This is a genomic window from Streptomyces sp. NPDC006294 (assembly GCF_042870895.1).
GTDB lineage: Bacteria > Actinomycetota > Actinomycetes > Streptomycetales > Streptomycetaceae > Streptomyces.
In genome coordinates this window covers 43,813-64,479 of record NZ_JBIAHV010000009.1, presented here as the reverse complement: position 1 = coordinate 64,479, position 20,667 = coordinate 43,813, and the positions used below count along the sequence as shown (strand labels likewise).

The 20,667-nt window shown below is 71.6% G+C and carries 22 protein-coding genes; 8 read left to right on the top strand and 14 right to left on the bottom strand.

Going from position 1 to position 20,667, the window contains the following annotated elements:
- Nucleotides 1-54 precede the first annotated feature (54 nt).
- The 13 genes from ACFYOP_RS17645 to ACFYOP_RS17585 form a co-directional block, all read right to left on the bottom strand.
- Nucleotides 55-822 (bottom strand): hypothetical protein, encoded by a 768-nt coding sequence (locus tag ACFYOP_RS17645; protein WP_356897526.1) that lies wholly within the window; start codon nt 820-822, stop codon nt 55-57.
- A gap of 51 nt (nt 823-873) precedes the next feature.
- Complete coding sequence (locus ACFYOP_RS17640) at nt 874-1,521, bottom strand: hypothetical protein (RefSeq protein WP_388451927.1); 648 nt, start codon at nt 1,519-1,521, stop codon at nt 874-876.
- Complete coding sequence (locus tag ACFYOP_RS17635; protein ID WP_356897527.1) at nt 1,518-2,789, bottom strand: MlaD family protein; 1,272 nt, start codon at nt 2,787-2,789, stop codon at nt 1,518-1,520. Before ACFYOP_RS17635 ends, ACFYOP_RS17640 begins: the two co-directional genes overlap by 4 nt.
- Complete coding sequence (locus tag ACFYOP_RS17630) at nt 2,786-4,078, bottom strand: MCE family protein (protein ID WP_356897528.1); 1,293 nt, start codon at nt 4,076-4,078, stop codon at nt 2,786-2,788. Before ACFYOP_RS17630 ends, ACFYOP_RS17635 begins: the two co-directional genes overlap by 4 nt.
- Nucleotides 4,075-5,265, bottom strand: a complete 1,191-nt coding sequence (locus ACFYOP_RS17625) for an MCE family protein (RefSeq protein ID WP_356897529.1) — start codon at nt 5,263-5,265, stop codon at nt 4,075-4,077. The genes ACFYOP_RS17630 and ACFYOP_RS17625 overlap by 4 nt, the downstream gene beginning before the upstream one ends.
- The gene (locus ACFYOP_RS17620; protein WP_388452081.1) at nt 5,262-6,242 is read right to left on the bottom strand and encodes an MCE family protein; all 981 of its coding nucleotides are present in this window, start codon (nt 6,240-6,242) and stop codon (nt 5,262-5,264) included. Before ACFYOP_RS17620 ends, ACFYOP_RS17625 begins: the two co-directional genes overlap by 4 nt.
- Before the next feature lie 29 nt (nt 6,243-6,271).
- Nucleotides 6,272-7,324: an MCE family protein gene (locus ACFYOP_RS17615; RefSeq protein WP_356897531.1), complete on the bottom strand. Its 1,053-nt coding sequence runs from the start codon at nt 7,322-7,324 to the stop codon at nt 6,272-6,274.
- A complete protein-coding gene (locus ACFYOP_RS17610; RefSeq protein WP_356897532.1) occupies nt 7,321-8,589 on the bottom strand; it encodes an MCE family protein in 1,269 nt (422 codons plus the stop codon). The genes ACFYOP_RS17615 and ACFYOP_RS17610 overlap by 4 nt, the downstream gene beginning before the upstream one ends.
- A 7-nt stretch (nt 8,590-8,596) precedes the next feature.
- Entirely contained in the window at nt 8,597-9,415 is an 819-nt protein-coding gene (locus ACFYOP_RS17605; protein ID WP_356897533.1) for an ABC transporter permease, read from the bottom strand.
- A gap of 4 nt (nt 9,416-9,419) precedes the next feature.
- On the bottom strand, nt 9,420-10,190 hold the full coding sequence (locus ACFYOP_RS17600; protein ID WP_356897534.1) for an ABC transporter permease: 771 nt from the start codon (nt 10,188-10,190) through the stop codon (nt 9,420-9,422).
- Nucleotides 10,187-11,131 carry an ABC transporter ATP-binding protein gene (locus ACFYOP_RS17595; protein WP_356897535.1) on the bottom strand — a complete coding sequence of 315 codons (945 nt, stop codon included), beginning with the start codon at nt 11,129-11,131 and terminating at the stop codon, nt 10,187-10,189. Before ACFYOP_RS17595 ends, ACFYOP_RS17600 begins: the two co-directional genes overlap by 4 nt.
- Nucleotides 11,132-11,464: 333 nt before the next feature.
- On the bottom strand, nt 11,465-12,484 hold the full coding sequence (locus ACFYOP_RS17590; RefSeq protein ID WP_356897536.1) for a sigma-70 family RNA polymerase sigma factor: 1,020 nt from the start codon (nt 12,482-12,484) through the stop codon (nt 11,465-11,467).
- A gap of 58 nt (nt 12,485-12,542) precedes the next feature.
- Complete coding sequence (locus ACFYOP_RS17585; protein ID WP_356897537.1) at nt 12,543-13,643, bottom strand: lytic transglycosylase domain-containing protein; 1,101 nt, start codon at nt 13,641-13,643, stop codon at nt 12,543-12,545.
- A 180-nt stretch (nt 13,644-13,823) separates the two neighbouring features.
- On the opposite strand from ACFYOP_RS17585, the gene ACFYOP_RS17580 reads away from it, so the two are divergent.
- Together ACFYOP_RS17580 and ACFYOP_RS17575 are read left to right on the top strand one after the other, a co-directional pair.
- Nucleotides 13,824-14,072, top strand: a complete 249-nt coding sequence (locus tag ACFYOP_RS17580) for a hypothetical protein (RefSeq protein ID WP_356897593.1) — start codon at nt 13,824-13,826, stop codon at nt 14,070-14,072.
- On the top strand, nt 14,069-14,443 hold the full coding sequence (locus ACFYOP_RS17575) for a helix-turn-helix domain-containing protein (RefSeq protein ID WP_356897538.1): 375 nt from the start codon (nt 14,069-14,071) through the stop codon (nt 14,441-14,443). The genes ACFYOP_RS17580 and ACFYOP_RS17575 overlap by 4 nt, the downstream gene beginning before the upstream one ends.
- Before the next feature lie 91 nt (nt 14,444-14,534).
- Here ACFYOP_RS17575 and ACFYOP_RS17570 read toward each other — a convergent pair whose 3' ends face one another.
- Entirely contained in the window at nt 14,535-15,044 is a 510-nt protein-coding gene (locus ACFYOP_RS17570; RefSeq protein ID WP_356897539.1) for a hypothetical protein, read from the bottom strand.
- A gap of 298 nt (nt 15,045-15,342) precedes the next feature.
- On the opposite strand from ACFYOP_RS17570, the gene uraD reads away from it, so the two are divergent.
- The 6 genes from uraD (at nt 15,343) to ACFYOP_RS17540 (ending at nt 20,587) form a co-directional block, all read left to right on the top strand.
- Nucleotides 15,343-15,858: a 2-oxo-4-hydroxy-4-carboxy-5-ureidoimidazoline decarboxylase gene (uraD, locus tag ACFYOP_RS17565; RefSeq protein WP_356897540.1), complete on the top strand. Its 516-nt coding sequence runs from the start codon at nt 15,343-15,345 to the stop codon at nt 15,856-15,858.
- Entirely contained in the window at nt 15,855-16,268 is a 414-nt protein-coding gene (uraH, locus tag ACFYOP_RS17560) for a hydroxyisourate hydrolase (RefSeq protein ID WP_356897541.1), read from the top strand. Before uraD ends, uraH begins: the two co-directional genes overlap by 4 nt.
- 5 nt (nt 16,269-16,273) lie before the next feature.
- Nucleotides 16,274-17,197: a factor-independent urate hydroxylase gene (gene pucL / locus ACFYOP_RS17555; protein WP_356897542.1), complete on the top strand. Its 924-nt coding sequence runs from the start codon at nt 16,274-16,276 to the stop codon at nt 17,195-17,197.
- A gap of 65 nt (nt 17,198-17,262) precedes the next feature.
- Nucleotides 17,263-17,460 (top strand): hypothetical protein, encoded by a 198-nt coding sequence (locus ACFYOP_RS17550; protein ID WP_356897543.1) that lies wholly within the window; start codon nt 17,263-17,265, stop codon nt 17,458-17,460.
- A gap of 45 nt (nt 17,461-17,505) precedes the next feature.
- A complete protein-coding gene (locus ACFYOP_RS17545; protein WP_356897544.1) occupies nt 17,506-18,906 on the top strand; it encodes an 8-oxoguanine deaminase in 1,401 nt (466 codons plus the stop codon).
- Between the two features lie 220 nt (nt 18,907-19,126).
- A complete protein-coding gene (locus ACFYOP_RS17540; protein ID WP_388451916.1) occupies nt 19,127-20,587 on the top strand; it encodes a nucleobase:cation symporter-2 family protein in 1,461 nt (486 codons plus the stop codon).
- The last annotated feature ends 80 nt before the right edge of the window (nt 20,588-20,667 follow it).

Genomic DNA, 20,667 nt, shown 5'->3' with positions numbered 1-20,667 from the left:
TGCTCGGGAGGCGTGCGGGGGGTCGGGGGCGGCCCCCCGCGTCCAGGGGGCCCCTCAGAGCGCGTCGACGGCGCTCACCTTCCATCCGTCCGGCGTGCGCGTCATGGTCATCCGGACCCGGTTCAGGTCGACCCGCTCACCGGTGACCTGCGTGCTGGTGGTGACCTGGTTGACGAACAGCAGCACCACGGCCCGGTCCGGCGACGCGGACACCACGGAGGCCGCCGGCGCTCCGCCGTCCGGCGGCTTCACCACGCTCGCCCTGACGACGCCGTGGTACTTCTTCGCCGTCGGCGCGACGACCTTGCCGGTGGTCCGGCCGTACTCGTCCTTGAAGGCGCCGGTCAGATGCCCGCGCGCCGCGGCGAAGTCCGCGTCGAGCCTGCGGTAGTCGTACGACAGGACCACCGGCGCCGCCTTCCGCGCTGCCGCCACCGCCTGCGCGCGGGCCGCGTCGGTACGCCGTCCCTCGGCGTACTCCCACGCCAGCACACCCGCCGCGGCCACGGCCAGGACCACCAGCACCGCGAGCAGCGCGCAGAGCCGCCCCCGCCGCCGTCGCCCGCGCCGCGAGGCACTCTCCGTCTCCTCGGCCACCACGACCGGCCCGACCTGCTGGTTCTCGTCCCTGCGGGCCTGCGACGCGTCGTCGGGGGCCGTCACGCGCCCGCGCACGGGCGGGCGCGGCACGTCCCGTACGGCAGGGCCGCCCGGGCCGGTCCGGTCCCGCTCGGTCCGCTTGGCCGCCGCGCGCGCGGCGGCCGTCATGGAACGGCTGCCCGGAGGGGTGGAGCCACGGCCCCGGATGGTCGCCTTCGCCATGGTCTTGCTCCTCACTGCTTCTCGTACGGGTGTGCTCGGGAGGGCGCCGGGTCAGCCGACGAACTCGACATCGGACGTCAGCCAGCGGCCCCGCTCGAGCACCAGGTCGAGCTGGAGCCGGTAGGTCCGGGCCTGCCCCTCGGGCGCGGCGGTGTTGGTGACCTTGCTGTCGGCGACGACCAGCACCCGCGCCGACTTCTCGTCGGCGCTGACGATGCCCGCTTCGAGCACCTGCCCCTGCGAGACCGACTTGTTGGCGGCGACGAGCTTGGTCAACTCGTCCGTCTGTGCGGCGAACTGCTCCTTGAAGTCGCCGGTCGCGCCCTTGAGCACGTTCTCGCTGTCCCGGTCGTAGTGCCGGTAGTCCAGCGAGGTGAAGTTCAGCGCCGACTGGCGGGCGGCGGCCAGCACGTCCTGCTGCCGGTCCGCCGCCGCGCGCTGCTCGTACACCTCGACGCACAGCCAGCCGCTGAGCGCCGTCGCCGCGACGGTCGCCACGGCGAGCGTCGCCGGCAGCGCCGCGCCCCGGCGCGCCGCGGCGGCCAGCCGGTCGCCGAGCCGCCGCGCGCGGGCGGCGCGCGTGTCGCCGGCGGGTGCGTCGTCCGGAGGCGTGCCGTCCGCGGGCGCCGGGGCCTCGGTCGCGTCGCCCACCTGTGCCGGGTCCTGGAGCGCGTCCGCGCGTATCTCGTCCGTGCTCATGCCATCGGTCCCACGAGCAGCCATTGCCACGAGTCCTTTCCGAACGTGCTCTGTTCGCCGCCCGTCGAGCCGATCTCGATGAGCGTTCCGCCGGGCCCGGCCAGGGTGCCGGTCTCCGGGTCGTACGGGGTGACGTGCGCCGCCCGCCGTGTGCCGCCGGACCCCGAGGGGCCCGGTGCGTTCTGGGCGCCGCGCACCGAGGTGCCGCTGCCGCGCGGCTCGGTGCAGCGCGCCCCGGTGTCGGCGGGCCGGTCGGAGGTGTCCGCCGGGTCGCGCCGCTGGGTGCCGTAGCCCTGGCGGCACGGCGGCGGGTCGTCGGCGTTCACGACCATGCCGAAGTGGGTCGTGCCGTCGCCCGGGATCACGGTGTAGCTGCCGGCGACGATCACCGGGAAGGTCACCAGCGCCTGTTCCACACCGGGCAGCCGGGCCACGGTGACCTGGCCGCCGCTGATCAGGTTGGAGAGCAGCACCGGCAGATGCGTCTCGTTGGACTTCAGCAGCGAGTCGACCTCCTGCGCCGCCGGGGCGGTGTTGCCGATCAGTCGCCTCAAGTCGCCGTCGCGCGCCTTCAGTTCGGCGGTCAGGGCGGCCAGGTCGCCGGAGAACGACTTGATCGCCGACCCCTTGTCGCTCTGGGTCTTCAGCACCACCCGCGAGTCCTCGATGAGCGAGATCGTCTCGGGAAGGTTCTCGGAGGCCGACTCGACCAGCAGGTTTCCGGAGTCCACCAGCTTGCTCAGGTGCGGCCCGGTGCCCGCGAAGGCCGTGCCGAGCTCGTCGACCGTGACCCGCAGATCGTCCTTGCCGACCGAGTTCACCAGCCGGTCCAGGCTGAGCACGAGCGCCGTCGTGGGCAGCGGGACCCGGGTGTCGGCGCGCGGGATCTCACTGCCCTCGCGCAGATACGGGCCGTCGGAACGGCGCGGCTGGAGGTCGACGTACTGCTCGCCGACCGCGGAACGATTCGCCACCACGGCCAGCGTGTCCGCCGGTATCCGCGTGCCGTCCTCGATGTCGAGCGCCACCGACACGCCGTCCGCGTCGGCGAGCCGCAACTCACCGACCCGGCCCACCGGAACACCCCGGTAGGTGACCTCCGCGCCCTCGAAGATGCCGCCCGACGCCGCGAAGTCGGCCCGCACGGTGTATCCGCGGTCGAGCAGGGCGTCGACGAGGCCCGTGTAGCGGGCTCCGACATACGAGCACCCCACGGCGGTGACCGCGGCGAACGCGACCAACTGGGCCCTGACCGTACGTGTGATCACGGCTGCATCCCCTTCAGCATCAGCTCGGCCAGTGCGAGATCGATCCCCGCGGGCAGCCGGCGTCCGTCGTCGTCGCCGTACCCGTGGGCGACCTGGCTGCCGGTGCACACCGGCGGACACAGCGGTCCGTCGCCGCCGGGAGGCGGGGGAGCGTCAGGCGTCGGCGCGCCGGGAAGGGCGGGCGGCTCGGTCGGCAGCGGCGGGTTCGGCAGGCCGGGCACCCCGGGCAGGTCCGGCGCGCGGGGGACCTCCGGCAGCCCGGGCTCGTCCGGGGCCTCCGGCTTCTCGGCGAGGTTGCCGTAGATGCTCGCCAGGTCCAGATCCGCGGTGATCCTGAGGTTGACGTAGTCGCCCTTGATGGCGCCGGTCACGTTCCGGGGGAACGGATAGGTCGTCAGGAGCTCCAGCGAGTTGGGGAGGTCGCTGCCGGCCTTGTTCAACTGCTGGAGGATCGGCCGCAGGCTCCTGAGGTTGGCCACCGTGTCCGCGTGGGAGGCGTTGATCACCTTGGTGCCCGCCTTCCCGAGGTCCGAGAGCGAGGTCAGCATCGCCGTCAGATCGCGGCGCTGGTCGGCCAGGACCTTCAGCGCGCCGGGCATGGTGTCCACGGCCTGCGCGATCGTCTTCTTCTCCGCGGCCAGCCGCTTCGCCAGCCGGTCGATGCCCGCCAGCGCCCGGACGATCTCCTTGCGCTGCTTGTCGAGCCCGCCGATGAACGTGTCCAGCTCGCCGAGCAGGTCCTTGACCCGGTTCTCCCGGCCCTCCAGCGCCTTGTTCAGCTCCACGGTGATCGTCTTGAGCTGCGCCACACCGCCGCCGTTCAGCAGCGCGGACAGGGCGGAGAGCACCTCCTCGATCTCGGGGTTGCGCCCGGTGCGCGACAGCGGGATGCGCGCGCCGTCGGTGAGCCGGCCCTCGGGCTCGATGCCCCCCGGCGGGGACAGGGCGACGTACTTCTCGCCGAGCATGCTGGTCTGCCGCAGACCGGCGACGGCGTTGGCGGGCAGTTTCACGTGGTCCGCGATCCGCAGGCGTACCCGGGCGTGCCAGCCGACCAGCTCCACCTTCTCGACCGCGCCCACGGTGACGTTGTTGACCTTCACCGCCGACTGCGGGACCAGGTCGAGTACGTCCCCGAACTCGGCCGTCACGTGGTAGGCGTTGCCGTCGGCGGCCGCGCCGCCGGGCAGGTCGATGTCGTACAGGCCGTTGAACTCGCAGCCGGTGAGCAGTACGGAGCCCATGGCGGTGACCAGGGCGACCGCCCGGTGCCTGCGGGGTGCACTCATGCGCGTGCCTCCAGTATTCCGCCGAGCGTGCGGTCGACCTGCCCGGTGCCCGGCGCCGGGCCGGTGTGCCCCACCTCGGGCAGCGAGTCGAACAGCTTCTCCAGCTCCGCGCAGTCGGGGTTGTCGCCGCCCGTGTCGCCGGTGGTCTTCAGCAGCGAGCACAGCAGGGCCGCCGGGTCCTGGGGGTGGTCGGGGTTGTTGCGGGTGTCGAGGGTGCCGGAGGAGGGGTTGTAGGCGTTCTGGAGGTTGGAGAGGCCGGTGGGCGCGACCTCCAGCAGCTCCGCCAGCGCGGCCCGCTGGGTGACCAGCACCTTGGTGACCTTGCTGAGCCCCTTCACGTCGTCGGTCAGCGCCTTCTTGTTGTTCTTCACGAACCTCGACACGTCGCCGAGCGCCGCCCCCAGATGCTTGAGGGCCGCCGCGAGGTCCTTGCGCTCCCCGGCGAGCTGGTCGGCGACCGCGGCGAGACTGTCGTTGAACGACCGCACGCTCTTGTCGTCGGCGGCGAGCGCCGCGGTGAACACCTGGAGATTGCGTACGGTGCCGAACAGGTCCTCCCGGCCGCCCGAGAGGGTGGTGACCGCCTGCGACAGGTCCTCCACCGTGCGGTGCAGATGCTCGCCCTGGCCGTCGAGGTTGTCGGCGCTCACCCCCAGCAGCCGCGAGAGCGAACCGTCCTTGTTGGCGCCGCGCGGCCCGAGGGCGTCCGCCGTGGTGTGCAGGCTGTCGAAGACCCGGTCCAGCTCCACCGGCACGGCCGTGCGGGTCTCGGGGATCACCGCGCCGTCGCGCAGCACGGGCCCGCCCCGGTACACCGGCAGCATCTGTACGTAACGGTCGCTGACCACCGAGGAGTTGATGATCGCGGCCTGGGCGTCGGCGGGGACTTTGCGCCCGGGCTCGTACTCGAGCTCCACGCGCACCCGGCCGCCCTCGGGAACGATCCTGGTGACCTCACCGACGCGTACGCCGAGCACCCGCACGTCGGAGCCGGGATAGATGCCCACCGTGCGCGGGAAGTACGCGGTGACGCGCACCGGTTCCTCGCGGGGCCACAGCACGACCGCGGTGCAGACCAGCAGCGCCACGGCGACGGCGGCCGCCGTCAGCCGGGCCGCACGGCCCTTGGGATCGAAGCGGCGGATGCGGTCGAAGCGGGTCGGGCTGAAACGGATGCGGCCCTTCATCGCGAGTCTCCTGTCCGGGGGACCACCGGGGCGGCGACCATGTTCTGGATGTAGCTGTCGAACCAGCGGCCGTTGCCGAGGGTGTTGGTGAAGACCCGCACGTACGGGGCGAGCAGCGCGACGCTGCGGTCCAGGCTCGCCTGGTTGCGCTCCAGCATCCGCACCACCTGGTTCAGCCCCTTCAGCGCCGGGCCGATCTCCTTCTCGTTGTCCCTGACCAGGCCGGAGAGCTGGATGCCGAGCGCGGCCGAGCTCTTGAGCAGCGCGTGGATCGCCGCCCGGCGCCGCGAGATCTCCTTGAACAGCGCGTCGCCGTCCTTGACCAGGGTGGAGAACTCGCCGGAGCGGTCCGAGAGCACCTTGGTGACCGAGTTGGCGTGCTTGAGCAGTTCGCGGAGGTCGTCGTCGCGCGAGGCCACCGTCTTCGAGATCTTCGACAGCCCCTTGATCGAGGCGCGCACCTCCTCCGGCGAGTCCTCGAAGGTCGTCGAGATGGTGTCCAGGGCCTTCGCCAACTGCTCCGTCTCGATCTGCTCGCTGGTCGTGGTCAGATCGCTGAACGCCTGTACGACGTCGTACGCCGGGGTGGTGCGCTCCAGCGGGATCTCGCTCCCGGGCCGCAGCTGCCCCGACCCCTTCGGCTGCAGGGCCAGGTACTTCGCGCCGAGGATCGTCTTGATCCGGATGGCCGCGCCGGTCCGCGTGCCGAACTCCGGCTCGCCCTTGATCTTGAAGGTGACCTTCACATGGTCGCCGGCGAGATCGACGTCGTCGACCTTGCCGACCTTGACCCCCGCGATACGCACCTCGTCGCCCGGCTTGAGTCCGCCGGCCTCCGAGAACGCCGCGCTGTAGGTCTCCCCGCTGCCGATCACCGGCAGGCTGTCGGCGTTGAACGCGGCGGTCGTCAGCAGCGCGAGCGCCGTGATGCCGACCGTGCCGATCACCACCGGGTTCCTTTCACGGAACGGCGTCATCGGCCGCTTGCGGGAGAACAGACGCCGCCTCATCCGCCACACCTCGCCCGTGCCACGTGCAGCTCCGGAGTGATCACCTCTCGGGTCTTCGGCAGCACGATCCGGCCGTCGAAGTCACAGAGGTAGAAGTTGAACCAGGAACCGTACGAGGCGGTCCCCGTCAGCTTGTTGAGCTTGTCCGGCAGCCGCTTCAGCACGCCCTCCACGGTCTTCTCGTTGTCGTTCAGGGTCTTGGTGAGGTCGGTCAGCTCGGCGATGTCGTCCTTCAGCGGCGGCCGGGCGTCCTCCAGCAGACCGGAGGTCGCCTCGGTCAGCGCGCCGATGTTCTCCAGCGAGGAGCCGATCGGCTCGCGGTCGGCGGACAGTCCGGAGATCAGCCGCTGCAGCTGTTTGAGCAGCGCGGAGAACCGGGCGCCGCGCCTGTCGAGGGTCTGCAGCGTGGTGTTGAGGTTGTCGATCACCGACCCGATCAGCTCGTCGCGGTCGGCGAGGGTCGTCGTCAGGGACGCGGTGTGCGCCAGCAGGCTGTTGACCGTGCCGCCCTCGCCCTGAAGCGTCTTGATGATGTTGGTGGCGAGCTGGTTGACGTCCTTCGGGCTGAGCGCCGCGAACAGCGGCTTGAAACCGCCCAGCAGCGCGTTCAGGTCGAGCGCCGGCTGCGTCCGGGACAGCGGGATCGTCGCACCCGGCTTCAGCCGGGTCCCGTCGCCCGCGCCCTCCGTGAGGGCGACATACCGCTGCCCCACCAGACTCCGGTAGCGGATGACCGCCCCGGTGCTGGTCAGCAGCGGCCGGTCACGGGTGACGGAGAACGTCACCTCGGCCAGCGTCCGGTCCTTGATCCGGCCCCCCTTGATCCTTATGGCCTCGACCTCGCCGACGCGTACGCCGGCGACCCGGACGTCGTCGCCCTCCTCCAGGCTGGTGACATCGGTGAACACCGCGCGGTAGGTGTGCTCCGGGGTGAAGGAGACATTGACGATCGTCGCCGCGAGCAGCGTCGTCGCGAGGACCGTCACCACCGCGAACAGCAGGAACTTGACCAGCGGGCCGGTGACCCGGGTGGCTCGTGAAGCCCTCATGCCACACTCACCGCCGTCCCGCGCGCCATGGGCCCGAACAGCAGCGTCGCCACCGCGGGCACCCGGTCGGCGGGCACCCCGAGGACCGGCGCGACCAGCGAGCCGACGGCCCGCTGCTCGGCCGCCGTCGCGGAGACCGAGCCGCCCGGCGGCGGGCCGGCGGCGGCGACGTCCTTCGTGCCGTCGTCGAGCTTGGTGTGTCCCGCCGGCACCGCCGGACCGGGAATGCCGCGGCAGTCCGGGCCGGAGCGCTCGGCATAGCGGGGTTCCTCACCGGGTCGGTACGCGGGTCGCGGATGGACGAATTCGAGGGTGATGCGCATCTCGCCGCCCCGGAACGCCTTCTCCGACTCCCGGCTCTGCCGCTCGAGGCCCTTCAGGAGACACGGGTACTCGGGGGAGTAACGGGCGAAGAGGTCGAGTGTCGGACGGGAGACCCGGCCCAGGGTGATCAGCCGCTCCCCGTTGTCGTCGAAGAACTTCTCCGCCGTCCCCGCGACCGTCGCCGTCCCGGTGAGAGCGGCGGCGATCTGTTCCCGCTTCTCCACCACGGTGCGGCTGGTGGTGATCGAGTTGCGCAGGATCCGCAGCAGGTCCGGCGCCGCGTCCCCGTACACCTCCGCCACGTCCGCGAACCGCGAGATGTCCTCCTGGAGCGACGGCATGTGCGGATTCAGCCTGCTCAGATACCGCTCCAGCCGTACGAGGTTGTCGCCGATCCGGTCGCCGCGGCCCTCCAGCGCGGTCGCGAACGCGGTCAGCGTCGCGTTGAGGTCCGCGGGCCGTACGGTCCGCAGCAGCGGCAGCAGGTCGTTCATCAGATGCTGCACCTCGATGCCGGCCCGGGTGCGGTCCTGCGAGATGACGTCCCCGGCCCGGACATGCCGCCCCGAGGAGCCCTCGGGCACCACCAGGTCGACGAACTTCTCGCCGAACAGCGTCTTCGGCAGCAGCCGGGCGTGCACATCGGCCGGGATGCTCGATACGTGCTCCGGCTTCAGCGCGAGGTCGAGTGTCGCCTTCTCGCCGTCGGCCCGCACCTCGCGCACCTCGCCGACCAGCAGCCCGCGCAGCTTGACGTCGGCCCGCGGATCGAGCTGGTTGCCCAGCGAGTCCGCCTCCAGCGTGATGCGTACCACCGAGGTGAACACCTGCTGGTACACGGCCACCGACAGCGACAGCAGCAGGCCGATGACGACGATGAACACCAGCCCGTACAGCCGCAGCCGGCCGGCTCGCGCCGCGGCGCTTCCTTCTCTGCTCATCGGCCCCTTACCCCGCTATCCGTACGGTCGTGTTGGCGCCCCAGATCGCCAGGCTGAGGAAGAAGTCGAGAATGTTGATCGCCACGATCGAGGTGCGCACGGCGCGGCCCACGGCGACACCGACCCCGGCCGGGCCGCCGCTCGCGTAGTAGCCGTAGTAGCAGTGCACCAGGATGATCACGACGGCGAAGACGATCACCTTCCCGAAGGACCAGAACACGTCCACCGGCGGCAGATACTGCTGGAAGTAGTGGTCGTAGGTGCCGGCCGACTGCCCGTAGTACCCCGTGGTGATCGTGCGCGCCGCGAAGTACGAGGACAGCAGCCCCACCACGTAGAGCGGGATCACGGCGACGAACCCGGCGATCATCCGCGTCGTCACCAGGAACGGCAGCGACGGGACGCCCATCACCTCCAGCGCGTCGGTCTCCTCGCTGATCCGCATCGCCCCGAGCTGCGCGGTGAACCCGGCGCCGACCGTCGCGGACAGCGCGAGCCCCGCCACCAGCGGCGCGATCTCACGGGTGTTGAAGTACGCCGACAGGAACGCCACGAAGTTCGACGTGCCGAGCTGGTTGAGCGCCGCGTACCCCTGCAGACCGACCTCGGTGCCGGTGAAGAACGACAGGAACGCGATCACGCCGACGGTGCCGCCGACGACGGCCAGCGCGCCCCGGCCGAAACTCACCTCGGCCAGCAGCCGCAGCGTCTCCTTCTTGTAGCGGCGCAGCGTACGGCCGGTCCAGGCCAGCGAACGGCCGTAGAAGACCAGCTGTCTGCCCAGCTCCTCCAGTTGCGGAGGCAGCAGACGGTTCATCAGCGGCATGCGCTCAGCCCCTCTGCGGAACGATCTGGAAGTACACGGCGGTCATCACGAAGTTCGTCACGAACAGCAACATGAAGGTGATGACCACCGACTGGTTCACCGCGTCGCCGACGCCCTTCGGACCGCCCTTCGCGGTCAGTCCCTTGTACGAGGCGACGATCGCGGCGATCGCGCCGAACACCAGGGCCTTGAGCTCCGCCGCCCACAGGTCGGAGAGCTGGGCGAGCGTGGTGAACGAGGCGAGATAGGCGCCGGGGGTGCCGTTCTGCAGCACCACGTTGAAGAAGTAGCCGCCCGCCACGCCGACGACCGAGACCAGGCCGTTGAGCAGCACCGCCACCAGCATCGTGGCCAGCACCCGCGGCACGACGAGCCGGTGGATCGGGTCGATGCCCAGCACCTGCATCGCGTCGATCTCCTCACGGATGTTGCGCGCGCCGAGATCCGCGCAGATCGCCGTACCGCCCGCACCCGCGATCAGCAACGCCGTCACGATCGGCGACGCCTCCCGCAGCACCGCGAGCACCGACGCCGCACCCGAGAACGACTGCGCGCCCAACTGCCGGGTGAGACTGCCGATCTGCAACGCGATCACCGCTCCGAACGGGATCGACACCAGCGCCGTCGGCAGGATCGTCACACTCGCGACGAACCATGCCTGCTGGATGAACTCCCGTAGCTGGAACGGCCGCTTGGGGATGGTGCGCAGCACGTCCAGCGCCATGGCGAACAGGCTGCCCGAGTGCCGCAGCGCCCCGGTCGGTGACAGGCTCATGCGCCGGCCACCCTTCCGCGTACCCGCCGCAGCCGCTCACGGTCGGCGATCGCCTCCCAGCGGGGCGGCCGTTCGACGCCCTTGGTCGGCAGCAGCCGCGGCGTCAGCTCGGTCACGGCCGGAGCCGCCTCCTCGCCCGGCCCGAGCTGCTCCAGCTCCTGCTCGATCTGCGCGGCGTCCTTCTCCTCCGCCATCCCGATCGGCCCCTGCATCCGCCCGTTCAGGAACTGCCGCACCACCGGCTCCTCGCTGGTCAGCAGTTGCTCACGCGGCCCGAACATCACCAGCTCCCGCCGGAACAGCAGCCCGATGTTGTCCGGCACCTGCCGGGCGGAGGCGATGTCGTGCGTGACGATCAGGAACGTGGCGTCGATCTGCGCGTTGAGATCGACGATCAACTGGTTCAGATACGCCACGCGGACCGGGTCGAGCCCGGAGTCCGGCTCGTCGAACAGGATGATCTCCGGGTCGAGCACCAGCGCGCGGGCGAGCCCGGCACGCTTGCGCATACCGCCGGATATCTCACCGGGCAGCTTGTCCTCCGCGCCGATCAGCCCCACCATGTCCATCTTCTCGAGCACGATCCGCCGGACCTCGCTCTCCGGCTTGCGGGTGTGCTCGCGCAGCGGAAACGCGATGTTGTCGTACAGGTTCATCGACCCGAACAGCGCGCCGTCCTGGAACAGCACGCCGAAGAGTTTCCGCACGTCGTAGAGCTCGTGCTCGCGCAGGCTGGTGATGTCCTGCCCCGCGATCCGTATCGACCCGCGCTCGGGCTTCAGCAGCCCCACGAGCGTCTTCAGGAACACGGACTTCCCGGTGCCGGAGGGCCCGAGCATGACGGACACCTCACCCGCGGGCAGGGTCAGGGACACGTCCTGCCAGATGACCTGGTGCCCGAAGGACTTGGTGAGCCCTTCCACACAGATCTCGACACCCATCCGGTACACCCTTCGTCCGTGGTCCGTGGAGCGGTCCGACATCTGCTCTACGGGGAGGGGCGGGGGGTCCGTCGCGACGGGGCGAAGTTTTTTTGCGGGGAGGTTTCGGGGACGGGTCAGGCCGCTGCGCGGGGCGTTTTCCCCACCCCGCCCCTTCCCGCCGTACCGGATGTGCGGCTCCGCCGGGTCCGGGCGGAGCCCGGCCCGCCCGCTCAGCGGCACGGGGCCCGGGGCCCGGGGCGGAGCCCCCACCTGCCGCCCGGAGCGCGGTAGCGGGTCCGGGCGGAGACCGGTTTCGGGAAGGGGCGGGTAGGGGAGAGCGCCCGCCGCGCGCTACGGCAGCGCCGGCGCCCCCGTGACCGACGGCAGCGCATCCGGCAGCACCCCGGACGGCGTCGGAACCGCCACGGACGGCACCGACGGAACCGAGGGCACCGGCAGCGACGGCGCCGGCAGCGCGGGCACCAGGTCCTCCGTCACCTCGCCCACCGGCGTGGACAGCGGCAGCGCCGGCAGCGACGGCAGCGGCAGACCGCGCCGGCCCGCCGGCCGGTGGGCGCTCGGCCCGTCCCCCGGGGCGGCGGGCGCCGCGGACGGAGCGGCCACGCCCGACGACGGGCCACGGCCCGCCTCCGGCGCCGGAGGCGACTCGCCCGACTCCGTGACGGCCGGCGACGGCCGCGTCGTCGGCCCGTCGCCGTCGTGCACGTACGGCAGGACGAAACCGGCCACCGCCAGCGTCGCCGCCGTCGACGCGAGCGCGACCGCCTGGGCGTTGCCGCCGCCCGGCCGGCCACGTCCGCAGAGCCACAGCACGAGACCCATCGTCGCGGCGAGCGAGTTGCGCAGCGTACGGCGGGCGCGGGCGAGCAGCGACTCGACGGTGCGGTAGCTCAGGCCCATCTTCGTGGCGACCTGCCCGACGTCCAGGTCCTCCGACTTCAGCCACAGTGCCTCCGCCTGCCGGGCGGGCAGCTCCGAGCTGCGTACGGCGAGCCACCTCGCCTCCGCCCGGTCGCAGACGGCCTCGTCCACAGGGACCGGCCCCGGCGGATGCAGCCGGGGGCTGGTACGGACCTGGGCCTCCCGGTTGACCTGGCGGTGGCGGTCCACGCACAGCCGCATCGTCACCGTCGTCAGCCACGCGCCGAGCCGGTCGTCGTCGAGGTGGGGGTGCTCCGCGGCGCGCAGCATCGCCTCGTGCACGGCGTCCTCGGCGTCCTCGGGGGTCATCGAGCGGCGGCGGGCCACCTTGAGCAGGTCCTCCCGGTGGCTCCAGGCACGCTGCCAGCGTTCCTGGGACTCCTGCCCCGGCCGCCCACCGGGCTGGGCAGGCTGCATCTCCGTAGCCATGAGGGCCCCCTCGCTCGCGCACCCGCCGGCTGACGTCCCTGTCCGGCGGGTGGCGACATTACCGCCCGGTATCCGGGCTTGTGGAGGGGGCTGCGGCCATCGAGTCCGTTCCGTTGCTGGTCAGTCCGCCGGGGCCGGGCAGTTCCACGTCCGGGAGCGGCACGGAGGGCACGGGGGGCACGGAGGGCAGCCCCGCCTCCGCCGGGGCCGGCTCGTCGGCCGGCGCTCCGGTCGGCCGCGCCGACGCGGACGGAGAGGCGGCCGGGGACGGGGCCGGGGAGGCCGGGGGAGCGGGCCGGGGCCTCGCCGTTCGCGCGGGCCGTGGCTCGGGCGCGACCGTCGCGGCGGGCGCGGCCGCGGGTGTCCGCGCGTCAGAACCGCCCTGGTCGGGGACCACGCGGTGCCCGCCGAGGTAGTACGCGTACCAGGCCAGTACGGTCCGCAGATACGCGGTGGAGTGGTTGTAGCCGAGGACCGCCCGCTCCAGGTCGCCCGGCTCCGCCAGGTTCCGCCCGCCCGCGCAGAGATGACGTCCGGCGGCGAGCGCCGCGTCGAAGACGTTCTGCGGGTCGGACCGCCCGTCGCCGTTGCCGTCCGCGCCCCAGGCCGCCCAGGTGCCGGGGATGAACTGCATCGGCCCGACGGCCCGGTCGTAGCCGGTGTCCCCGTCGTACGCCCCGCCGTCGCTGTCCCGTATGAGCGCGAAACCGTCGCCGTCGAGCCGTGGGCCGAGTATCGGCGGGCGGGCGGTGCCGTCGGCCGTGACCCGGCCGCCGCGGGCCTGCCCGGACTCGACCTGCCCGATCGCGGCGAGCAGCTCGCGGCGCAGACCGCAGCCGGGAACGCTGTCCGCGAGTGCCGTCTCGGCCGACCGGTACGCGGCGAACACGGTCGCCGGGATCGTCCCGGCCACCGCCCCCGCCGCCGCGCCGGGCACGGCCTCGGCCACCCCGGCGGCCACGCCGGGCGACGTCCGCAGCGGCGGGAGTTCGGTGCGGTACGGGCTGTCGCCGGAGACGCTGGGCCCCGGCGGCAGCGACGGGGGCCGCTGGCCTGCCGTGGCGACGGTGGCCCCCGGCCCCTGCGAGGCGGTCAGCGCCGCCATGGCCGCGGTGACGACCGCGGTCGTCCTGATCCCTCTGCGCGTACGTCCTGTCATGATGCAGTCCCCTCCCTGTGCCGCCGGCCCTGACGGAACGAGGGACCGGCGCGGCGTCCTTCGTCTGCTCTACGCGGCACCACCGCGGATCCGTCGCGGCGTGACGTGCGTCTTTCGTCCGGGCCGACGGCACAGGGCGCGGGCCGAGGCCCGGGGGACAGGACCTAACGTGGAGGCATGGTGCGTCTGAGAGTGGAGTTCACGACCGAGCCGTTCGATCTGGACGAGCCGCCGCCGCACGCCGTGGCGGTGCGCGAGGTCGTGCAGGCGGCGGATCTGGACGCGGTGGACGTCGGTCCGTTCGGCAACACGGCCGAGGGTGGCGCCGAGCAGGTGCTCGGCACGGTGGACGCGCTGCTGCGCAAGGCGCTGGAGACCGGCGCGACCCGGGTCTCCCTGCAGGTCAACGTGGTGGAGGGCGAGGGATGACCGCCCTGGACCACGCCCTCGCGCAGGCCGTGAAACCACTGGTCGACGCCATGGGCGGGGTGCTGCTCGAGCCCGCTGAGGCCGCGGCGGACGACGTCATACTGAGCTGGGAGGGCGAGGAGGTCCTCGCCGTGCGTCTCCCGCAGCTCGCGGACTCCCTGGACCACATCCTGGCGGCGCTGGAGCGGCAGCACGGCAGGCCGCTGGCGGAACTCGACCGCCGGACCAAGCAGTCGATCGTCAGGACGCTGGAGTCGCGGGGCGCGTTCTCCGTGCGGCACGGCGTGGAGACGGTGGCGGGTGCGCTCGGCGTCAGCCGCTTCACCGTCTACAACTACCTGAACCGCGAGAAGAGCCCGTCGGAGGGCTGACGCCCGGAACGGTCCCGCTCAGTGGCACACACAAGGCGCCGGCCCCGACGGTTGTCGGGGCCGGCGCCTTGTGTGTGCCCGACCGGCGCGATCAGGGAGCGCCGGGCGCCGCCGCGTCGGCGGCGGGCAGGCCGCTCGTCGCGGACAGGTCCCCTGCGGCCGGCATGTCGGCGAGGCCCGGCAGGTCGGCCAGGCCCGGGATGTCGGCCAGCCCGGGCAGGCCGCCGAGGCCGGGCAGCACACCGGCCGCCGGAGCCTGCACGGCGGGCAGCTCCCCGGTCGTCGGCAGCTCGCCCGTCGCGGGAGCGTCACCCGTCGCCGGCAGGTTCGTCGTGGGCAGCTCGCCCGCGGCAGGAAGGCCGCCGGCGATGTCCTCGAGCATGGCGTCGACCGAGCCGAGGGTGGCCTCGACCTCGCCGAGGAGGCTCGCCAGCAGGTTGTCGAGGGCGGTGTCGAGGCCGCCGAGCGGGTCGTCCACCGCGGCGGAGGTGGCTTGCGCGGCGGCGGGGGCGGCCTGCGCGGGGGCGGCGAGGGCGACGGCGCCCAGGCCGAGGAGGGCGCTTGCCGCCGTACAGGCGGTGAAGCGGCGAACACTTTTCATCTGATGCTCCTGCAAATCCGACATCGTTGTCGGTGGTACGGGGAACCGTGGGCCACGCTCCCCTCGAATACGGACCTCTCCGACGCTAAGCGCTGCCGCGGGGCACGGCCCGGTGTGCTGCTGCAACCGTGGCGACGGCTCGACCGGGCCCGCGGCGCGGCCGGCGCGGTCGCGTCTCCCCGTCGTCAGTATTTGTAACCCCAAGTTTTCAACAAAGTGTTGACGTCGCGTTGCCGGAGGGCGTTAGCTATCCGCAGCCCGTCCGACGCACCGCGATGAACAAGCCACGGAGGCTCCCGTGACTTCACTTCCGAACCCGGGTCTCGCCCGGTTCAACGCCTCCGAGGACAGTGCGGCCCTGGCCGCCCTGCACGAGGTTTGTGCCAGTTCGGCGTGGGGGAGCAAACTGCTCGCCCAGCGACCGTACGCCGACACCGAGGCCCTCTTCCGGGCCAGCGACGCCGCCATGGCGGAGCTGACCGCGGAGGATCTGGCCGAGGCGATGGCCGGTCACCCGCCGATCGGCCGGCCGAAGCCCGGAGACCCGACCTCCTCCCGCGAACAGAGCGGGATGGCCGGCGCCTCCGAAGCGCTGAAGGCCGAAATGCTCGAGCTGAACCTTGCCTACCAGGACAAGTTCGGCCATGTCTTCCTGATCTGCGCCACCGGCCGCACCGGGGAGCAGATGCAGGACGCCCTCCGCGAGCGGATCGACAACTCGCCCGACCGGGAGCGGGAGATCGTCCGCACCGAATTGGGCAAGATCAACCGTATCCGTCTGACCCGTCTCGTAGAGCAGGAGATGACCGCATGAGCACGGCAACCACCGCCTCGGTGTCCACGCACATCCTGGACACCAGCGCCGGCCGCCCCGCGGAGGGCGTCGCCGTCTCGCTGTCGGCCCGCAGTGGCCACAAGGCGCCGTGGATGCCGCTCGGCGGTTCCGCCACCGACGCGGACGGGCGGTGCAAGGACCTCCCGGCACTGCCGGAAGGCACGACACACGTACGTCTCGACTTCGAGACCGAGGCGTACTTCACGCGTTCAATCACCACAGTGAAGCAAGCCGATGCGCAGCAGGACGCCCCCGCGAATCGGGACAGCGGTGCATCCGGTGTGTTCTTCCCGGAGGTGGCGATCACCTTCGCCGTCGTGCCGGGCGAGCACTACCACGTACCGCTGCTGCTCAACCCGTTCGGCTACTCCGTTTACCGAGGGAGCTAGCAGACATGCCCACGATTCTCGGCCAGAACCAGTACGGCAAAGCAGAGAACCGAGTCGTCAAGATCACGCGGGACGGCGACACCCACCACATCAAGGACCTGAACGTCTCCGTCGCCCTCTCCGGCGACATGGACGACGTGCACTACTCCGGCTCCAACGCCAACGTCCTGCCGACCGACACCACCAAGAACACGGTGTACGCGTTCGCCAAGGAGTACGGCATCGAGTCCGCCGAGCAGTTCGGCATCCACCTCGCCCGCCACTTCGTGACGAGCCAGGAACCGATCCACCGGGCGCGCATCCGGATCGAGGAGTACGCCTGGGAGCGCATCGAGACCTCCGACGGCAACTCGAAGTTCATCGGCGCCGACGAGGTCAAGCACTCCTTCGTCCGCAAGGGCCAGGAGACCCGCACCACCCAGATCACCTTCGACGGTGAGCAGTGGGAGGTCGTCTCCGGTCTGAAGGACCTGACCGTGCTGAACTCGACCAACTCCGAGTTCTGGGGCTACGTCAAGGACCGGTACACGACCCTCAAAGAGGCGTACGACCGCATCCTGGCCACCGAGGTCGCCGCCCAGTGGCGCTACAACTGGACCTCGGACGAGGACCGGATGCCGAACTGGGAGAAGTCCTACGACCAGGCCAGGAAGCACATGCTCCAGGCCTTCGCGGAGACGTACTCCCTGTCGCTGCAGCAGACCCTCTACCAGATGGGTTCGCGCATCATCAACAGCCGGAGCGAGATCGACGAGATCCGTTTCTCGCTGCCGAACAAGCACCACTTCCTGGTGGACCTGGAGCCGTTCGGGCTCAAGAACGACAACGAGGTCTACTTCGCCGCCGACCGCCCGTACGGCCTGATCGAGGCCACCGTGCTGCGGGACGGCGTCGAGCCGAAGATCCCGGTCGACATGACCAACCTCTGACGCGGGACCGGCCGCCCCCGCCCGCCCGCAGCAGGGCGGGGGACGGCCGGAACAGGAGGACTCGCATGGCACGACGGCTCCCACCCGGCGGCGCGGACATCACGCCCGCCGCGCCCGGCCCCGACGCGAGTTCTCCTGCCCGGGCACGGACCGCGCCGGGCCCCGGAATCAGCGCCGGCACGCCCGTCGCGGTGCTGCCCGACCTGTCCCTCCACCCCCTCGGCACCCGCAGCCGCCCGGCCGCGGCACTCAAATCCTCCTAGGGTCCTGCCGTGCCCACATCGCCGCTCACAGAAGAAGGAAGCACCATGGCACCTTCGGCAGCCCACGACGGCGCTCCCCGGCGCATCGTCATCGAGAACTGTGCGATCGCGACCGTCGACGCCGACGACACCGAATACGCCTCCGGGCACGTCGTCGTCGCCGGCAACCGGATCGAGTCCGTCGGCGCGGGCAGGGCGCCGGACGGCCTGGAGGGCGTCGTACGCCGCGTCGACGGCACCGGTCACCTCGTCACCCCCGGCCTGGTCAACACCCACCACCACTTCTACCAGTGGATCACCCGCGGGCTCGCGACCGACCACAACCTCTTCAACTGGCTGGTGGCGCTCTACCCGACCTGGGCGCGCATCGACGAGCCGATGGTCCGCGCCGCGGCGCAGGGCTCGCTCGCGATGATGGCCCGCGGCGGTGTCACCACCGCCATGGACCACCACTACGTCTTCCCGCGCGGCTCCGGCGACCTGTCCGGCGCGATCATCGGCGCCGCCCGCGAGACGGGCGTACGGTTCACCCTCGCCCGCGGCTCCATGGACCGCGGCACGTCGGACGGCGGCCTGCCGCCGGACTTCGCCGTCGAGTCCCTCGAAGGCGCGCTGGCCGGCACCGAGGCGACGATCGACGAGCACCACGACGCCTCCTTCGACGCCATGACCCAGATCGCGGTCGCGCCCTGCTCCCCGTTCTCCGTCAGCACCGAACTGATGCGTCAGGGCGCGGAGCTGGCCCGGCGCAAGGGCGTGCGGCTGCACACCCACGGCTCGGAGACCGTCGAGGAGGAGCAGTTCTGCAAGGAGCTCTTCGGGATGGGCCCGACCGACTACTTCGAGTCGACGGGCTGGCTCGGCTCCGACGTGTGGATGGCGCACTGCGTCCACATGAACGACTCCGACATCGCCGCCTTCGCCCGTACCGGCACCGGCGTCGCGCACTGCCCCTCCTCCAACGCGCGGCTGGCCGCCGGGATCGCCCGCGTGCCCGACATGCTGAAGTCCGGCGTGCCGGTGGGCCTCGGCGTCGACGGCACCGCCTCCAACGAGTCCGGCGAACTGCACACCGAGCTGCGCAACGCCCTGCTGATCAACCGGCTCGGCGCCCACCGCGAGGCGGCGCTGAACGCCCGTCAGGCGCTGCGGCTCGGCACGTACGGCGGGGCGCAGGTCCTCGGCCGCGCCGACCAGATCGGATCCCTCGAGCCCGGCAAGCTCGCCGACCTGGTGCTGTGGAAGCTGGACACGCTCGCCCACTCCTCCATCGCCGACCCGGTGGTCGCCCTCGTCTTCGGCGCGGCGGCCCCGGTCTCACTCTCCCTCGTCGACGGCACCCCCGTCGTCGAGGCGGGCCACCTCACCACGGTGGACGAGGACGCCATCGCCCGCTCCACGCGGGACGAGGCGCAGCGCCTGGCGCGGATCGCCGCCCAGGGCTGACCCAAGGTAGTCCGGTCGAGGGGGACGGCCCTCGGCCGGCGGCCGTGAACCCGAGCGGGGTCCACGGCAGCCGTCGCCGGGAGGTGCGTGCGGAAGCACGTACGCACCTCCCGGTGGTGGTGACACGTTTGCCGACCCGGCACACGGCACCACCCGCACCACCGGTTCGGGCGATCCGGTATGTGCATCTGCACCACCCGCACCACCTCCTTGACACCACATGTCACCGACGACGTGTTACCCGACCGGAGGCACCGCCGTGGCCGCGCAATCACCGACCGCCGATGCACCTGAAGAAGTCGACCGCAAGCACCCGGTCGACGAGACCCTTCCGCCCTTCAAGATGTTCACCAGCGGCCTGCAGCATGTGGCCGCCATGTACGCGGGTGTGGTGGCCCCGCCGATGATCGTGGGGCCCGCCGTCGGCCTCGACGCCAAGGACACCGCGTTCCTGATGGGCGCCAGCCTGTTCACCGCCGGCATAGCCACCCTGCTCCAGACGATCGGCTTCTGGCGCGTCGGCGCCCGGCTGCCGTTCGTCAACGGCGTCTCCTTCGCCGGCGTGACCCCGATGGTCGCCATCGGGAGGGACCGGGGCTACGACGGCATCGCCGTCATCTTCGGCGCCATCATCGTCGCCAGTGCGCTGGGGTTCATCCTCACCCCGTACTTCTCCAGACTGGTCCGCTTCTTCCCGCCCGTCGTCACCGGCACGGTCATCACCCTCATCGGTGTGTCCCTGCTGCCGGTCGCCTTCAACTGGTCCCAGGGCGGCAATTCCACCGCGGACGACTACGGATCCATGCAGAACATCGGCATGGCGGCCCTGACGCTCGTGATCGTGCTCGTGCTGCGCAAAGTGCTGCGCGGCTTCCTGCAGCAGATCGCCATCCTGCTCGGCCTCGTCATCGGCACGATCATCGCCATTCCGCTGGGCATGACCAGCATGGACGCGATGTCGGACGCCGGGATCGTCGGCTTCCCCACGCCGTTCCACTTCGGCGCGCCGCAGTTCGAGCTCGCCGCGATCATCTCGATGTGCATCGTGATGCTGGTCTGCATGACCGAGTCCACCGCCGACATGCTGGCGCTCGGCCGGATCGTCGACCGCCCGGCGGACGAGCGGGTCATCGAGGGCGGCCTGCGCGCCGACACCCTCGGCAGCGCCATCAGCCCGCTGTTCAACGGCTTCATGTGCAGCGCCTTCGCCCAGAACATCGGCCTGGTGGCGATGACGAAGGTGCGCAGCCGGTTCGTCGTCGCCGCGGGCGGCGGCATCCTGATCCTCCTCGGACTGTTCCCGGTCGCGGCGTCCGTGATCGCGCTCGTACCGCTGCCGGTCCTCGGCGGCGCGGGCATCGTCCTGTTCGGCTCGGTCGCCGCGAGCGGCATCCAGACGCTGGCCACGGCCGCGCTGGAGAAGGGCGAGAACGCGCTGATCGTCGCCGCGGCCGTCGGCATCGGTCTGATCCCGATCGCGGCGCCGCAGTTCTACCACGCCTTCCCCGAGGACCTGCTCGTCGTCCTCGACTCGGGCATCTCGACCGGCTGCATCGTGGCGATCCTGCTGAACCTCGCCTTCAACCACTTCGGCGGGAAGGGCGGCGCGCACGAGGAGAAGTCGGCGGACGGAACCGGGAACGGGTCCGCGGTCGCGGAGCCGGCTGCCGCTGTGCACTGAGCCCGCGCGCATCGGTTCGCACCGATGTGCCGACGCCGGGTGGAGCCGTCCCAGGACGGCTCCACCCGGCGTCGTGGTGC

Bases quoted from the DNA above. Each gene is read 5' to 3' on its own strand.
- ACFYOP_RS17645 (WP_356897526.1), bottom strand. From the start codon at position 822: ATGGCGAAGGCGACCATCCGGGGCCGTGGCTCCACCCCTCCGGGCAGC.
- ACFYOP_RS17640 (WP_388451927.1), bottom strand. From the start codon at position 1,521: ATGAGCACGGACGAGATACGCGCGGACGCGCTCCAGGACCCGGCACAG.
- ACFYOP_RS17630 (WP_356897528.1), bottom strand. From the start codon at position 4,078: ATGAGTGCACCCCGCAGGCACCGGGCGGTCGCCCTGGTCACCGCCATG.
- ACFYOP_RS17625 (WP_356897529.1), bottom strand. From the start codon at position 5,265: ATGAAGGGCCGCATCCGTTTCAGCCCGACCCGCTTCGACCGCATCCGC.
- ACFYOP_RS17620 (WP_388452081.1), bottom strand. From the start codon at position 6,242: ATGACGCCGTTCCGTGAAAGGAACCCGGTGGTGATCGGCACGGTCGGC.
- ACFYOP_RS17615 (WP_356897531.1), bottom strand. From the start codon at position 7,324: ATGAGGGCTTCACGAGCCACCCGGGTCACCGGCCCGCTGGTCAAGTTC.
- ACFYOP_RS17610 (WP_356897532.1), bottom strand. From the start codon at position 8,589: ATGAGCAGAGAAGGAAGCGCCGCGGCGCGAGCCGGCCGGCTGCGGCTG.
- ACFYOP_RS17605 (WP_356897533.1), bottom strand. From the start codon at position 9,415: ATGCCGCTGATGAACCGTCTGCTGCCTCCGCAACTGGAGGAGCTGGGC.
- ACFYOP_RS17600 (WP_356897534.1), bottom strand. From the start codon at position 10,190: ATGAGCCTGTCACCGACCGGGGCGCTGCGGCACTCGGGCAGCCTGTTC.
- ACFYOP_RS17595 (WP_356897535.1), bottom strand. From the start codon at position 11,131: ATGGGTGTCGAGATCTGTGTGGAAGGGCTCACCAAGTCCTTCGGGCAC.
- ACFYOP_RS17590 (WP_356897536.1), bottom strand. From the start codon at position 12,484: ATGGCTACGGAGATGCAGCCTGCCCAGCCCGGTGGGCGGCCGGGGCAG.
- ACFYOP_RS17585 (WP_356897537.1), bottom strand. From the start codon at position 13,643: ATGACAGGACGTACGCGCAGAGGGATCAGGACGACCGCGGTCGTCACC.
- ACFYOP_RS17575 (WP_356897538.1), top strand. From the start codon at position 14,069: ATGACCGCCCTGGACCACGCCCTCGCGCAGGCCGTGAAACCACTGGTC.
- ACFYOP_RS17570 (WP_356897539.1), bottom strand. From the start codon at position 15,044: ATGAAAAGTGTTCGCCGCTTCACCGCCTGTACGGCGGCAAGCGCCCTC.
- uraH (WP_356897541.1), top strand. From the start codon at position 15,855: ATGAGCACGGCAACCACCGCCTCGGTGTCCACGCACATCCTGGACACC.
- pucL (WP_356897542.1), top strand. From the start codon at position 16,274: ATGCCCACGATTCTCGGCCAGAACCAGTACGGCAAAGCAGAGAACCGA.
- ACFYOP_RS17550 (WP_356897543.1), top strand. From the start codon at position 17,263: ATGGCACGACGGCTCCCACCCGGCGGCGCGGACATCACGCCCGCCGCG.
- ACFYOP_RS17545 (WP_356897544.1), top strand. From the start codon at position 17,506: ATGGCACCTTCGGCAGCCCACGACGGCGCTCCCCGGCGCATCGTCATC.
- ACFYOP_RS17540 (WP_388451916.1), top strand. From the start codon at position 19,127: ATGTCACCGACGACGTGTTACCCGACCGGAGGCACCGCCGTGGCCGCG.